Origin of the sequence: Solibacillus sp. (assembly GCF_040273735.1) — a bacterium.
GTDB lineage: Bacteria > Bacillota > Bacilli > Bacillales_A > Planococcaceae > Solibacillus.
In genome coordinates this window covers 26,850-42,628 of the sequence record NZ_JBELZM010000014.1, presented here as the reverse complement: position 1 = coordinate 42,628, position 15,779 = coordinate 26,850, and the positions used below count along the sequence as shown (strand labels likewise).

Below are 15,779 nucleotides of genomic sequence, written 5' to 3'. Positions count from 1 at the left end.
TTGAATAATTAATATTATAACCTGTACCATTAATATAACCGACAAATCTATGTGTTGCCAAAATAAAAAAATAATTAAATGCAAGGGCAAGGTGAAGGAGAATGCACCCTCAGAAAATTTAGAATCAATTATAGGGCTTATTTGAGACATACCAGGGGTCAATGTAAAAAATATTTGAAAAGTTACTATAAGATGGGCGACTAGCGTACTTATGAAGCCAGTGTATGTGTTATTTAAAACTCCGATATCAATTTAAGGAATATAGTCTGAGTGGGATTTATTTTTGACAGTTAAGCTGAAGAAATAAAAACAAAATTTCATTTATATGTCACAGTAATCCTTTTATTGGAACGTTAATTAGGGACACGGTCATAATATATATTATAGGAAGTTACGTCTCGTTTCAAAAGTATACTTATAATAGTGAGACAAAATGCGTTTTTTATTGAAATGGCCATAACATTACCGGACCCGTTATATTATGGCCATCTCCTTACTTTTTCAGTTGGATCGTTACGCTTTTATACAGCTGTATATAAATAAACTGTTCATCAGCAAAATACTCCAACGCGTTTTGTTTACTTAATTGCTGTTCTAAGCCCGGTATCAACGCAATTGGCATCTTCAATTGTGCCGGCTGTTTGAATTCCACGTTTTTTCGGTTACTCGTCATTTGAATATGTAAACCTCTATTAATATATAAATCTACCGTTAATTGTTTATAATGATCATCTACATTCAATTCGATTCCATCCGTGCTTTTAAATACAATTGGCTGACGATCTGCTTGTAGTTCAACTGAAGCTACCCAACCATCTCCAAATGTATCTAACAGGACTTCCAAGCGATTTTCGGCAGTTTCAACTATTAGTGAATCTTGACTTACTATATCCTCAGAAATTGATTTCTGAATGCTACGAGTTGTTTGATCTGCATACAAAACTTCTAATGTCGTTTCAGTTTCATAGATTCGTATAACTTTTTCCGCGCTTAGCTGTGTCAATTCCTCGGCATCTAGATCTAATTGATATAAATAGCCATTATGAGAATCATTCCTGAAATACACCAGTCCATTTATATAGAAACAAAATTGAATTTTTACAGGAAATTTCTGTTTAGCCTGAAATGGATAATCCGAAAAGTTCGTTTCATACAAATGACTATTTCCTGGATGAGAGTAATATAAACTAGTATTGACGAGACAGCCATCATATAAACGATGAAATGCTTCAAATTTTTCACTCGAACAGATTGGATAATGATCTTCATTCCATTCATGATCATGTCGCATTTTCTCATCCGCAACTAAAAAATAGCGATAGCGAACTTCTTTACCCGGAATCGAACCGATATCATTCCAAGTCACATCCACATGATACCAATGATCATCAATCTTCACCATATTCCATGCATGTCCCTCTGTTCCCTCACCCGCCGCTTTTCCGATCACATAATAACAAGGAATCTCCAGGACTTCCATCATCTTTTCAAAAAGAAGCGCGTACGCCATACACACACCGTGTTTTTCATTCATAAACGTGTACACAGCAAACGGCGAACCTTCTGTATGACGTTCATAGCTATACGTTCTTGCAATATAGTCATGAACAATGAGAATCTTTTGCAACGTCGACATGACTGGATGAATTCGCTTCTTTAAAATCGCTTGAATTTCATCAACTATCCACTTTTCTTCCTGACGCGCCATACGGTAACGCAGCGTAAATTCCACTTTAATCCGATTCTTCGTTAATTGGCGATTTTTGTAGCTTCGTTTTTCACAATGCTGGGTATAAAACGGCTGTTCCAGATGGCACTGATCAAAAGCTTCCTTAATTAAAGAATCGATCGGCATAGGCAGCTGGCCGTTAATATGCAGCGTAAACTGCCTGTCCATACGCTCCATATGGGCAATAAGCGCCGGCAGCAACTGTTTAGCTGTAATTGTGGTTGTTTTGATTGAATTCCCTTGCCTTTTATACAGTTCATAGCTTTCAAAATACGTTTTCACAATATGTCGATACTCCTCTTATAACGCTTCCGTTTCGTCTTCTTCAAATGAATTGAGCTTAACATATATTTCAACCATTTTCCCGTCCATTTCTATGATTTTCTCCAACTGCATCCCGTTTTTTAATGCAATTCTTTTAGATCCTTCATTTCCTACTTGAATCGCTGAAATATACCGGTGCAACCATATTTCTTCATCTGCATATGCTGCCAGAGCCTGTGCCGCTTCAAACCCATAGCCTTGTCCCCAGTAAGCGCGTTTAATCCAGTATCCGAGCTCGATTTCAAATGTATCGTCAATGACTTGTGCAACAAGCCCCGCATGTCCGATAAAATCTCCCGTTTGACGATGAATCAGTTTATGTAACCCGTAATCCCCAAAGTTTTGATACTGTTCAATCATCCGTTCGATTAAATGAATCGCATAATGTTTATCTTTTATTTGTCCGTTACCAATATATTTCATCATGAAAGGATCCAAAACGAGGTCTGCCACATATGGAAGATCCTTTTCCGTATACCGTTCAAAAGTTAACCGCTTCGTATTCAAATTCAACATAGTACTCCTCCAATTTAATACTTTTTTGATTCGTCCTTTATAATATCTCGGGTTTTTTCTAATACAAGGTCAAAATATTATTATTTTTCTTTCGTTTTTTGTAAATAACTAGATTTCTTCTATACGAATGAAATTTCACAAGTATAATAAAAATTTTTTCATTGTTAGTATATCAGATTTTTACTACACCTTTCGTGTTATAGTACAATATGCTGAATTAGTTGAAATTGGCTTAAATCACATATATTTTAAGTATCGAAATATAATATTGTACTTTATGTAATTTAATTTCTAACTAAAATATGTTTTTCATTACTTCCCTTTTCGCAAATAATAATCCTCTGCACATTTCAAACACTTCGCCTTCAATTTTATCTCCTTAGAACTTGATAATTCTACTTCATTCCAATTTTAAACATTCCAACTTTTCAGAAAAAATATTATTGCATTATATTCTATCCCCTCTTACAATGAGTACTATTAACGGATTCAAATAGTAATATGCCGTTTAAAACAGAATAATTTTTCATAAGGGGGAATTCCGTTGAGTCAATTAGGGGACAAAATCTCAGCGAAATGCGATGGCATTAACTATGATAAAATCGATCGCATGGAAACATTCAATCAGTTTGTTAAGAAGAAAAACACATTTTTATTCGGAATAACTATAACATTTTTGACATTTTACATCTTACTACCGGTGCTGGCATTCACACCTGTGTTACAACAGAAGGCTGTCGGCAGCATTACTTGGGTATGGGTATACTCGCTTGCCCTATTCATTATGACTATTATTTTATGTACACTCTATGTAAAAATGGCATCTAAATTCGATAAAGCTGCAGCTGCAGTTTTACAAGAATATGAAAAGGCGGGTGCATAACGATGAATCTCGTTTCAGCAGGCTTCTTTATTGGTATCGTGGGATTAACACTGATCGTTACATATATCGCTGCTAGGAGAACTTCTTCAGCAAGTGATTTCTACACAGCTGGCGGTGGTTTAAAAGGTTGGCAAAACGGATTTGCCATTGCCGGTGACTACTTATCTGCAGCCGCGTTTCTAGGCGTTTCCGGAGCGATTGCATTAACAGGCTTTGACGGCTTCTTCTTCTCCGTCGGATATGTCGTAGCAAATTTAGTTCTTCTATATATAATAGCAGAACCGATGCGGAATTTAGGACGCTATACATTGGCGGATATGCTGACAGCGCGTTTTAATGAAAAACGGATTCGCGGTGTAGCGGCTACAGGGACGATTATTATCGTCATTTTGTATATGATCGCCCAATTAGTTGGTGCCGGTGCATTAATTAAACTTTTATTCGGTATCGAGTATTGGATGGCTGTTTTAATAGTAGGTGTCATGATGACGACATATGTACTGTTCGGCGGAATGACGGCAACGAGCTGGGTACAGATTATTAAAGCAGGTCTATTGTTGTTCGGTACGACATTATTGGCGTTTTTAGTATTCTCGAAGTTTGATTTCAATTTAGTGAAAATGTTTGATACGGTCAGCACAAATTACGGAGACGAATATTTAGTGCCTGGTATGAAGTACACATCAACAATCGATTCGGTTTCGATGATGCTTGCGTTAGTGCTCGGTACATCTGGTTTACCGCATATTTTAATGCGATTCTTTACAGTAAAAAATGCGAAAACAGCACGTGCATCGATTTCATGGACAACATGGATCACAGCGATCTTCTTCTCGCTGACAATCTTCTTAGGATTTGGTGCAATGCATTTTGTCGGGTTTGATAAAATCATCGCAGAAAATGCTGCAGGTAACACTGCTGCTCCATTGTTGGCAGAGTTTTTAGGTGGCAATATTCTGCTATCATTCATTTGTGCCGTTGCATTTGCTACTATATTAGCAGTTGTTTCCGGTTTAGTATTAACAGGTGCATCAGCAATTTCGCATGATATTTATGGTGAGATTCTGAAAGACGGAAAATTAACGGAAAAGCAACAAGTATTAGCTGCAAGAATCGGTTCTATTTCCATTGCGATTGTTTCTATCCTTTTGGCATTATTTGCGCAAAGCTTAAATGTTTCCTTCTTAGTCTCGTTTGCATTTTGTATCGGTGCATCGGCAAACTTACCGGTTATCCTCTATACAATCTATTGGAAGAAATTCAATTCAAACGGCGCGGTTGCTGCAATGGTAACTGGTTTAGTCTCTTGTCTAGTATTAGGTGCGCTTGGTCCAAACATTTGGAGTCCTACAGGAAATGCGATTTTCGTTGGCGAACCAATCGTGAACTTAGCGGTTCCTGCCATCATTACGATTCCTTTAAGCTTCTTTGCGGGTTACCTAGGCTCTATATTAACAGCCCACAAAGTGGAACAAGCAGAGGCGGAACGTGTTTATAAAGAGATCCGCGTTAAAGCACATACAGGTATTTCTGTACAAGACGTTTCCCATTAATTATTATAAGAAAATAAATTAGAACATTAGATTTAAAATAATGAAAACTGTCTCCGAAATATATGCTATTTTTGAGCAGTTTTTTTGTTTTTTATACCATTTATTTCATGAATATAACTTTTTGAATATACTGAATTTATATTTTTGTAAAACAAATCATTTTTTAAATATTACTTTTACTTATAGAAATGAATAATATTTTCTTATACTCAGTTTTCAGATTTTTTGTAATTCTTAAATGTTTAGCACCCTCAAAACCCATGTAACAACTACCTTTCTATCGATTATCCAAAATATAACAATTTAATATTCTCCCCTTAATGTATTATTTTTTCTCTATTAAACTTATTTTTGCAAAAAATTTTTCCCCATAATTTATTTAAAAAGTGTTGCAATTTTGTTACAGCTAAAATAGAATGAAAATGTAAAATCCTAAAAGCAGAATTTTACGTACATTAAGCAGTAATAATTATCACAAATGGGGGAATGTTTATGGGGAATAATCAAAAGCCAATTATTGATTATGAGAGAATTGCATCACAGCAATCTTTCAGGCAACTGGCGAGAAAAAAGAATTCATTTTTATGGTCGATTACCGCAATCTTTTTAGTACTTTATATGTTATTACCAATCTTAACTTCGTTTACAGAAATCTTACATCAAAAAGCGATTGGTGATATCACGTGGGTATGGATTTATTCAGCAGGTTTGTTCATTATGACTTGGGGATTAGCTCACTTCTATGTAGCCCGTGCTAATAAATATGACGCAGAAGCGAAAGCGATTATTGCGGAATATGAAGGAGGTAGAAGCAAATGAGTTTTACAGCGATATTCTTCTTCGTAGCAATCGTAGGTTTAACTTTAGTCATTACTTGGTGGGCATCTAAACGTACATCCAGTGCGTCGGATTTCTACACAGCTGGCGGCGGATTAACGGGATGGCAAAATGGTCTGGCAATTGCCGGTGACTACTTATCAGCAGCATCATTCTTAGGTATCGCGGGTTCGATTGCATTATTCGGATTCGATGGCTTCTTCTTCTCGATCGGTTACCTAGTAGCCTATTTAGTAGTTTTATATATCGTAGCAGAGCCATTACGTAACCTTGGCCGATTCACATTAGCCGACATGATTACTGCTCGTTTCGATAAAGCAAAAGTTCGTGGTACAGCAGCTTTATCTACAATTACTATTGTATTGTTCTACATGATTGCCCAGCTTGTAGGTGCAGGTGCCCTTATTCAATTACTGTTAGGTATTGAATACTGGATGGCGGTACTTTTAGTTGGTGTCATGATGACAGTTTACGTATTATTCGGTGGTATGACAGCAACATCTTGGGTACAGATCATCAAAGCATGTCTATTAATGTTAGGTACTGTTATAATCTCATTCTTAGTATTAGCAAAATTCGACTTCTCGATTGCACAAATGTTTACGCAAATGACAACTGAAACTGAACATGGTGCAGCTTACTTAAATCCAGGTTTACGCTATACAAATGGTATTGATACAATCTCAATGCTGCTGGCGTTAGTACTTGGTACAGCGGGTCTTCCACATATCCTAATGCGTTTCTTCACAGTAAAAGACGCACAAACAGCTCGTTCTTCAGTAATCTGGGCTACTTGGATTGTTGGTTTATTCTATGTATTAACGATTTTCTTAGGTTTCGGTGCAGCAGCATTCGTTGGTAAAGACGCAATCGTAGCAGCGAACCCGGCTGGTAACATGGCTGCCCCACTATTAGCACAAGCACTTGGTGGCGACATTCTGTTCTCATTCGTGTGTGCGGTAGCATTCGCGACAATCTTGGCGGTAGTAGCAGGTTTAGTACTTTCTGGTGCATCTGCCCTATCTCATGATATTTACGGACAGATTATTAAAAAAGGTAAAGTTACTGAACAAGAAGCGGTTAAAGCAGCTCGTATCGGTTCAATCATCATCTCTGTTGTTTCGATTCTATTAGCTTTAGGTGCTCAAACATTAAACGTAGCATTCTTAGTATCGTTAGCATTCTGTATCGCGGCATCAGCGAACCTACCGGTAATCATCTACACAATTTACTGGAAACGCTTCAACACATCAGGTGCTGTTACAGCGATGTTAACAGGTTTAATCTCTGCATTGATTTTAGTTGCCGTATCTCCAAACGTATGGAATCCGGTTGAAGGTAAAGCAATCTTTGTTGGTGAACCGTTAATTATGTTAACGAACCCTGCATTAATTTCTGTACCTCTTGGTTTCTTAGGCGGATTTATCGGTACATTAATTTCTAAAGAAAGAAATGATCTGAAATACCGTGAAGTTGAAGTAAAAGCGCAAACTGGTATTTCTGTACAAGACGCTTCTCACTAATAATAACCTTCCTTACTTTGACGAGTTGAGGAAAGACGAATCAGCTTCTAACAGTGTTAGAGGCTGATTTTTTATAACTCCACTATTTTTGTAAATCTCCCCTATTCTATCCTGAGGAGTGAAGCGATGACGCTTGGACAACATTTACGTGTGCTCATTTGTGTCGTAATCATGGGCTGTATTGTCGGCTTTGTACTGAACGGGAAAGAAATTGAAACGAACTCCCCTTATATCGATTATATAAAAGCGCAGCAGTGGCCTTTTAACGAAGATGTGCTTATTGCTGAAATATTTGATGGCCATTATGAATTGTCGTATTGGGAGTACTTTACCGCCCGAAATGGTCAGCATGTCGTCCAGTTGACAGGAACGAACGATGAACAGCAGGATATTTACCAGTTTGTCATCGAGGAAGATTATACGGGATTTAAGATCGGTGCCGTCAAACAAAATAATATCCTTTTACCGCCTGAACAAAAATGGCCCTTTGTAAAAATGCTCACGAATAAAAAAGCGTCAAAATCCGGAGAATTTCTTGCCGGAAATTGACGCTTTTACTATGCTTTTTCTCTATTAAAAACAGGAATATTCTCCTTAATATTTCATGGTACAATAGAAAAGCAGCATCCAGCTGACTCCTTTTGTAAAGGAGGTGTACTACTGTGTCTTATCCATCACGCAAAGAAAAGGCTAAGGCTGTTTCGGAAAAAAAGCGTAAGGAAAAACTCGCCATTTTTCGTTATGCGACAGACATTTTTCGTATTGTCGATACCATTTATCGTTTTTTCCGGATGATGCTGTAAAAAATTTATTTTCACCACTTAGACTAGCCATCTAGGTGGTGTTTTTAATTTTCATCATAAAAAGGGTAAATAAAAAAGCGATTGGGGGCCACCCAACCGCTCTGTACTACTGTAGATCCATCACGCATGAATCTTACTAACTTCATTGTATGAAAGTATGCCTTTCATGTCAATGAATTACTTTTATCATATGTTTGGATTCCGTCTAATATACATGAATCCCTACTCTGTCTTTTCAACATAGGCGCGGCAGATTGTCCCATCAGCTTCTGTATCAATCCGCAGTGAACCGTTTGAATAACGGTCCGCTCTCGTTAAGGATGTCACTGAAATCTTTTCCTGTATGCCTTTTTCGGTCTCGATTGTAAACGTATTTCTGAAGTTAACTACTAAAATTGTGAAAATACGGTGCGGGTTCGATTTTAACTCTTTTAAAATAACGACACCGCGTTTTGCACGGTTGCCAAGTTCAAGTTCTGATAACAACATTCGTTTAACAGCACCGCGCTGGGTTGCGATAACGAGTTCTTGTTCCTGATCCGGATTTAATAAGGCAACCGCCGCAAGATATTCGCCCTCTTTTACAATAATCCCTTTGACTCCTGCTGTTTTTACCCCTGTTACCGGAAGATCTTCCATAGGGAAACGAATTGTGTAGCTCGTGTTTGTAGAAAGCAATACTTCTTCCTTATCCGTAACAAGACGTGCAAAAATCATCTCGTCTTCACCTTTTAAATTCATCGTCTTAATCGGTTTCGAATAACGAGTGACGATATAATCGGCTAGTGCCGAACGCTTAATTTGCCCTTCTTTTGTAGCGGTAAATACATACGTATCCGGTTGCTCGAACGTTTTAATACCGATGACTTCGATAATTTCTTCGTTTGAGTCAATCGGCACAATACTTGAAATATGTTGTCCAAGATCTTTCCAGCGGATATCCGGCAATTCATGTACCGGCTGGTAAATGTAGTGCCCTTTGCTCGTAAACAGAAGTAAGTGATGCTGCGTGTTCAAGTTGGCTTCATACAGCAAGTAATCGGAATCCTTCATCGCAAAATCCTTGCCGTTTGATGCACTGTGTGAACGTAGGCTTGTCCGCTTTACATAGCCGTCTTTTGTCACGGTTACGACAACTTCTTCACTTGGCACCAATACATCGCGTGTTACTTTAATTTCTTCGATTTCTGCTTCGATTGTAGAAAGACGAGGAACTGTAAAGCGTTTTTTAATGTCGTTCAATTCAGACTTAATGACCCGAATCAATTTCTTTTCGTCCTCTAAAATGGCTTTCAGTTTCACAACAAGTTCATGTAATTCATCTTGTTCTTTTTGCAGTTGTGTAATATCGGTATTCGTTAAACGGTATAATTGAAGGCTGACAATAGCTTCTGCCTGTTCTTCCGAAAAGCCGAATTTCTCGATAATGTTATTTTTCGCATCGCGTTTATCTTTCGAAGCACGGATTGTTTCAATCACTTCATCCAAAATGGATAATGCCTTCATAAGACCTTCAACGATATGTAAGCGATCTTCTGCACGTGTTAAGTCATATTGGGATCTGCGTCGCACAATTTCCTTCTGGTGATCAATGTACGCATCCAGCATGAGCGGCAATGTCATCATCATCGGACGTCGGTTATGAATCGCAATCATATTGAAGTTATATGAAACTTGCAAATCCGTAGATTTTAATAGGAAATTTAAAATCCCCTGTGCAGGCACATCTTTTTTCAGCTCTACAACAATTCGTAAACCGTTACGGTCCGATTCATCGCGAATCTCTGATATACCGTCTAAACGGCGGTCATTTACGCGCAACTCGTCCATTTTACGGATCATGTTGGCCTTATTTACTTCAAATGGAATCTCGGTAATGATAATCTGCTCTTTGTTGCCTTTTAACTGTTCAATCTCTGTTCGTGAGCGGACAATAATTTTCCCTTTTCCTGTTTCGTACGCTTTTTTAATGCCATCAACACCTTGAATAATTCCGCCCGTAGGAAAATCGGGACCTTTAATGACAGTCATCAATTCATCGACTGTACAGTTTTTGTTGTCCAGACGCATTAAAACCGCATCAAGTGCTTCCTGCAGATTATGTGGCGGAATATCCGTAGCATAACCAGCCGAAATCCCTGTTGCGCCATTGACTAACAGATTCGGGAAACGAGATGGCAATACTGTCGGCTCCATATCCTGATCATCAAAATTTGGTACGAATTCGACTGTATTTTTATTAATATCACGTAATAGTTCTGCAGCAATTGCCGAAAGACGCGCTTCTGTGTAACGCATTGCGGCTGGCGGGTCACCATCGACAGAACCGTTGTTACCATGCATTTCGACCAGCATATGACGGCTTTTCCAGTCCTGGCTCATACGGACCATCGCATCATACACCGAAGTATCTCCGTGCGGATGATAGTTACCAATTACGTTTCCGACCGTTTTTGCCGATTTACGAAACGGTTTGTCAAAAGTATTACCTTCATGGAACATCGCATATAATATACGACGCTGTACAGGTTTTAACCCGTCACGCGTATCCGGTAATGCACGGTCTTGAATAATATATTTGGAATAGCGACCAAAACGGTCACCCATAACTTCTTCTAATGGCAGATCTTGAAATTTTTCTACAAAACTCATTATTCGTTAACCTCCTCATGCTGGATGAATTCATTTTCTAAAATGCTTGCATCCTCTTCCATGCCGAAGTTGACATTTGATTCGATCCATTTACGGCGGGGCTCAACTTTATCGCCCATCAGTGTTGTAATACGACGTTCTGCACGTGCACCATCTTCAATTTTCACACGGATTAATGTACGTGTTTCCGGATTCATCGTTGTATCCCAAAGCTGGTCGGCATTCATCTCACCTAAACCTTTATAGCGCTGAATAATATAGCCCTTGCCGATTTTTTTCGTTGCGGCACTCAGCTCCTGTTCTGTCCAGGCATACATAAGCTCCTGCTTTTTGCCTGACCCTTTCGATACTTTATAAAGAGGCGGTAACGCGATATACACTTTCCCTGCTTCAATGAGCGGACGCATATAACGGTAGAAGAATGTCAGCAATAACACTTGAATATGGGCACCGTCTGTATCGGCATCGGTCATGATGACAACTTTATCGTAAGCGGCATCTTCCACCGAGAAATCAGCTCCGACACCGGCACCGATCGTATGAATAATCGTTGCGATTTCTTCATTTTTCATAATATCCTGCAGCTTTGCCTTTTCGGTATTGATTACTTTACCGCGCAATGGCAAAATCGCCTGGAATGTACGGTCACGACCTTGCTTCGCCGAACCGCCCGCCGAATCACCCTCTACTAGGTATAATTCATTTCTGGAAGCATTTTTTGATTGTGCAGGTGTCAGCTTACCAGACAGAAGCGTACTCGATTTCTTCTTTTTTCCGTTACGGGCATCATCACGTGCTTTACGTGCAGCTTCACGCACTTGTTGGGCGCGAATTGCTTTACGTACTAAAGAAGCCGACAGCTCGGCGTTTTCTTCAAGTACATACATTAATTTCTCCGAAACAACGGTATCAACGGCAGAGCGTGCTTCAGATGTACCAAGCTTCCCTTTTGTCTGTCCTTCAAACTGCAGCAGATTTTCAGGAATACGTACGGAAACAATTGCTGTCAGGCCTTCACGAATATCGGTGCCTTCCAGGTTTTTATCTTTTTCTTTCAGCAACCCGATTTTGCGGGCGTATTCATTAAATACACGTGTCAGAGCTGTTTTGGCACCTGTTTCATGTGTACCGCCATCACGTGTACGGACATTGTTAACGAACGACAAAATCGTTTCGGAATAGCCGTCATTAAATTGCAGCGCGAACTCCACTTCAATTTCCTGAATAATGCCTTCTACATATTTAACCGGATGTAATACATCTTTTTCTTCGTTTAAGTATGTAACGAATGCTTCAATACCGCTTTCATAATAGAAAATTTCATGCTGTCCTTCACCCCGGGCATCGATTAGTTCAATTTTTAATCCTTTCAGTAAAAACGCAGATTCACGTAATCGTTCTGCCAATGTATCATAATTATATTTAACGACAGAAAAAATCGATGGATCTGGCAGGAAATGTACGAGTGTTCCTGTTTCCTTCGTTTTTCCGATCATATCAAGTGATGTAGCCGGTTTCCCGCCTTGTTCAAAGCGTTGGCGGTAAATTTGGCCATCACGATAAATTGTTACTTCCAAAAATGTTGATAAGGCGTTTACAACTGATGAACCAACACCATGTAAACCACCACTCGTTTTATAGCCGCCTTGTCCAAACTTTCCGCCTGCATGAAGGACGGTGAAAATAATTTCAGGGGTTGGTTTGCCCATTTTATGCATACCTGTTGGCATACCACGTCCATGGTCACGCACGCTAATACTGTTATCTTCATGAATCTTCACGATGATATGATGTCCAAATCCAGCAAGCGCTTCATCCACTGCATTGTCAACAATTTCATACACTAAGTGGTGAAGACCTCGACTATCTGTAGAACCAATATACATCCCTGGTCTTTTGCGTACGGCTTCTAAACCTTCTAATACTTGAATGGCATCTTCATTATACGAAATACCGGTTTGGTTTTTTACCAAATGTAATCCCCTCCAAAAATACAAACAAACGTTCTATTTACTACCTAATCGTACGCTCAAATATGCATGCTGTCAATGTTTAAAGGTACTGTTTTAGGCTTTGCAAAGATTAATTGTATCATCAAAAACGAACGTTTAAAAGCATATCCTTCAGCAGCAAACAATAAAATGTAACTTTTTCCCTGTTTTTTTGCGATGGACGAAAAAATAATACCTCTTTCCTTCTATTAAAAAACATTGTAAAATATTCAATACATACTATTAGTACCAAGTAGTAATTCTGAATTCGAAAGGAGCACAACACTTGATCAACGCGTTAATTATTATTTGTGCTTATTTAATCGGTTCCATTCCATCAGCATTATGGATTGGCAAAATTTTTCACAAAACGGATATTCGACAACAAGGCAGCGGCAATTTAGGAACGACCAATACATTTAGAGTATTAGGCAAAAAACCGGGCATCGCCGTATTGCTTATTGATATATTAAAAGGAACGGCTGCGGTATTGCTACCATTATTGCCGTTTTTCGCAGACAGCACTGTCCATCCCTTAATCTTGGGTGTAATTGCGGCTGCGGGCCATATGTTCCCGATTTTCGCTAGTTTCCGTGGAGGAAAAGCGGTTGCTACAAGCGGCGGTGTTATATTAGGCTATAATTTACCGTTATTTTTAATTTTAATCATTGTTTTTGTCATCGCCTTAAAGTTAACTAAAATGGTCAGCTTGTCATCTATGATTGTGTCCGCTGCAGCGGTTATTTATGTAATTGGTCATTGGATGATAACAGGTGAATATGCATTATTCATATTAGTTGTCGTTCTGGCAGGCTTCATTTTTTACCGTCACCGTGAAAATATTAAGCGGATTAAAGCCGGTACTGAACCGAAAATTAAAGGATTTTAAACTATTGACTGAAAGGGTTTCCCTTCAGTCTTTTTTTGTGCCTGAAATTCAGAACGCGAGCTTTGTAAGTTTTTTTTATTTACTGCATAATGGCAGTAGAGGTGAAATATATGGAAATCAAACTATCAGAAAAAGCACTTAATTGGTTTAAACAAGAGATGGAAGTAGAAAAAGGCGATTTTATTCGCTTTTATGCACGGTATGGAGGTTCTTCACCTTTTCATGAAGGGTTTTCGTTAGGCATGACACGGGAGCAGCCGCATGAAATAGGCACCGAAACGGTTGTGGATAATATTCATTTCTACATCGAAAAAACCGATGAATGGTTTTTTAATGGACATCATTTAGTTGTAGATGTCGCCGATTCGTCCGATGAATTAACTTATTCGTATGAAAAATAAAAGCCGTATCTCCGCTTCCTTATACGAACAATTTGCCGCTCAAAAAGTTCAAATGTTTCGAATTTATTGTAAATCCATTTTTGCCGATTCAATCGTTATAATGAGTAAGGATTATATCAAGGATTGATGAGGGATTACATGTGAAAGTGAAACAGGAATTTTATTGGCGCTGCGTATTTTTTATTGCAGGCATCATTGTTTTATCATTAGGCGTCGCATTGACGATTAAAGGACAAATACTTGGCGTTGGGTCATGGGATGTTCTTCATATCGGACTACAAAAAAACTTGGGCTTAACGGTCGGTATGTGGTCTATTATTTTAGGCTTGCTCATTCTGGCTGTTGATACGTTTTTCACGAAAAGATTGCCGAAAGTCGGAACTTATTTGGACATGTTCCTGACAGGGATTTTCATTGATATATTTTTGTTAGTATTACCGGATGCGAATACACTGTTAGAACAAACATTGGCGTTTGTTGTTGGCGTTGTCCTGCTCGGCTTCGGCTGCGGGATGTATATGGTCGCAAACCTCGGTGTAGGGCCCCGTGATACGTTGATGCTGCTGTTCGTGCATCGTCTTGGCTGGAGTGTCAACCGCGCACGTACGACAATGGAAGTAACAGTTGCTGTTTTAGGTTTTGTATTGGGTGGACCAGTCGGAGTCGGTACTGTATTTATGGCGTTCGGCTTAGGGCCTGTCGTACAATGGGCGCTCAAATGGAACGGAAAGCTGTTCCACCGCGCAGCAGGTGTCGAAAGTGTTGTTATATAAATAATGAGGAGAGCAAGCATCATGCGTTTGCTTTCTTTTTTTACGCCTAATTAAATTGTTACAATTTTCAAAAAATACTTTCGTAAGATTGGAAAAAAGTGCATAGTAGTATGTGGAGGTGTTTTTAAATGATACATATTGAAAATATCCATTTATATCGCAATGACAAAAAGATTTTAAACGATTTAAGCTGGCATGTACAAAAGGGACAGCATTGGGCCATTTTAGGGCTGAACGGCTCCGGTAAAACGACTTTGCTGAAAGTAATTAACGGCTATATTTGGCCAAATGAAGGAAACGTCCAAGTACTGGGTGAAACATATGGGAAGACATATATACCAAAACTGCGGACTCGGATCGGCTGGGTCAGCAATGCGATGATCGATAATTTCAACTGGCAGGATAATGCGATTGAAATCGTGCTCAGTGGAAAATTCGGTGCCCTTCGCCTGTTCAATGATGTGACGGAAGAAGAAATAGAACATGCTGTTTCGATTATGAAGCATTTTCACTGCGACCATTTAGCGAATAAATCATTCGAGCATTTGTCACAAGGTGAACGGCAGCGTGTTCAAATAGCAAGGGCCATTATGGCGGATTCGGAAATTTTGATATTGGATGAGCCGTGTGGCGGTCTGGACTTGATCGAACGGGAAAACTTGCTGCAAACGATTGAACAGATTGCAGAAGCAGAAAACGGCCCTACCCTTATTTATGTTACGCATCATGTAGAAGAAATACTTCCTTGTTTTAGCCATGTACTTTTAATGAAAGACGGAAAAAATGTCGAAGCCAATACACGCGAAGTTGTTTTAACTAACGAATTATTAAGCGATTTCTTCGGGCGGGAAATCAGTTTGCAGATCGAACGCGAACGTGCCTGGGTCGCAATTAAATAAACGAAC

At 39.0% G+C, this 15,779-nt stretch carries 14 protein-coding genes; 10 read left to right on the top strand and 4 right to left on the bottom strand.

The genetic code is table 11. The features are described from left to right. Positions 1-493: 493 nt before the first annotated feature. Both ABS917_RS13830 and ABS917_RS13825 read right to left on the bottom strand, forming a co-directional pair. The gene (locus ABS917_RS13830; protein WP_350479531.1) at positions 494-2,011 is read right to left on the bottom strand and encodes a transglutaminase domain-containing protein; all 1,518 of its coding nucleotides are present in this window, start codon (positions 2,009-2,011) and stop codon (positions 494-496) included. An 18-nt stretch (positions 2,012-2,029) separates the two neighbouring features. Next, entirely contained in the window at positions 2,030-2,569 is a 540-nt protein-coding gene (locus ABS917_RS13825; protein WP_350479530.1) for a GNAT family N-acetyltransferase, read from the bottom strand. Positions 2,570-3,113: 544 nt separating this feature from the next. On the opposite strand from ABS917_RS13825, the gene ABS917_RS13820 reads away from it, so the two are divergent. From ABS917_RS13820 to ABS917_RS13795, 6 genes are all read left to right on the top strand, one after another. Continuing rightward, complete coding sequence (locus tag ABS917_RS13820) at positions 3,114-3,452, top strand: DUF485 domain-containing protein (RefSeq protein ID WP_079526722.1); 339 nt, start codon at positions 3,114-3,116, stop codon at positions 3,450-3,452. Between the two features lie 2 nt (positions 3,453-3,454). After that, a complete protein-coding gene (locus tag ABS917_RS13815) occupies positions 3,455-5,005 on the top strand; it encodes a solute symporter family protein (RefSeq protein WP_350479529.1) in 1,551 nt (516 codons plus the stop codon). Between the two features lie 492 nt (positions 5,006-5,497). Beyond that, entirely contained in the window at positions 5,498-5,824 is a 327-nt protein-coding gene (locus ABS917_RS13810) for a DUF485 domain-containing protein (RefSeq protein WP_350479528.1), read from the top strand. Beyond that, positions 5,821-7,365: a solute symporter family protein gene (locus tag ABS917_RS13805; RefSeq protein ID WP_350479527.1), complete on the top strand. Its 1,545-nt coding sequence runs from the start codon at positions 5,821-5,823 to the stop codon at positions 7,363-7,365. Before ABS917_RS13810 ends, ABS917_RS13805 begins: the two co-directional genes overlap by 4 nt. Before the next feature lie 126 nt (positions 7,366-7,491). Next, positions 7,492-7,914: a hypothetical protein gene (locus ABS917_RS13800; protein ID WP_350479526.1), complete on the top strand. Its 423-nt coding sequence runs from the start codon at positions 7,492-7,494 to the stop codon at positions 7,912-7,914. A gap of 113 nt (positions 7,915-8,027) precedes the next feature. Next, entirely contained in the window at positions 8,028-8,168 is a 141-nt protein-coding gene (locus ABS917_RS13795; RefSeq protein WP_176142089.1) for a hypothetical protein, read from the top strand. A 222-nt stretch (positions 8,169-8,390) separates the two neighbouring features. Here the strand turns inward: ABS917_RS13795 and parC are convergent, their stop codons facing one another. Together parC and parE are read right to left on the bottom strand one after the other, a co-directional pair. Next, positions 8,391-10,820 carry a DNA topoisomerase IV subunit A gene (gene parC, locus ABS917_RS13790; RefSeq protein WP_350479525.1) on the bottom strand — a complete coding sequence of 810 codons (2,430 nt, stop codon included), beginning with the start codon at positions 10,818-10,820 and terminating at the stop codon, positions 8,391-8,393. Further along, entirely contained in the window at positions 10,820-12,793 is a 1,974-nt protein-coding gene (parE, locus tag ABS917_RS13785; RefSeq protein WP_350479524.1) for a DNA topoisomerase IV subunit B, read from the bottom strand. Before parE ends, parC begins: the two co-directional genes overlap by 1 nt. Before the next feature lie 304 nt (positions 12,794-13,097). Between parE and plsY the strand changes: the two genes are divergently transcribed. The 4 genes from plsY (at position 13,098) to ABS917_RS13765 (ending at position 15,773) form a co-directional block, all read left to right on the top strand. Further along, positions 13,098-13,700, top strand: a complete 603-nt coding sequence (plsY, locus tag ABS917_RS13780) for a glycerol-3-phosphate 1-O-acyltransferase PlsY (protein ID WP_350479523.1) — start codon at positions 13,098-13,100, stop codon at positions 13,698-13,700. A 110-nt stretch (positions 13,701-13,810) separates the two neighbouring features. Further along, positions 13,811-14,101, top strand: coding sequence for a HesB/YadR/YfhF family protein (locus ABS917_RS13775; protein ID WP_350479522.1), 291 nt, complete (start codon positions 13,811-13,813; stop codon positions 14,099-14,101). A gap of 146 nt (positions 14,102-14,247) precedes the next feature. After that, complete coding sequence (locus ABS917_RS13770) at positions 14,248-14,874, top strand: YczE/YyaS/YitT family protein (RefSeq protein WP_350479618.1); 627 nt, start codon at positions 14,248-14,250, stop codon at positions 14,872-14,874. 128 nt (positions 14,875-15,002) lie between these two features. Continuing rightward, on the top strand, positions 15,003-15,773 hold the full coding sequence (locus ABS917_RS13765; RefSeq protein ID WP_350479521.1) for an ABC transporter ATP-binding protein: 771 nt from the start codon (positions 15,003-15,005) through the stop codon (positions 15,771-15,773). Positions 15,774-15,779 lie beyond the last annotated feature (6 nt).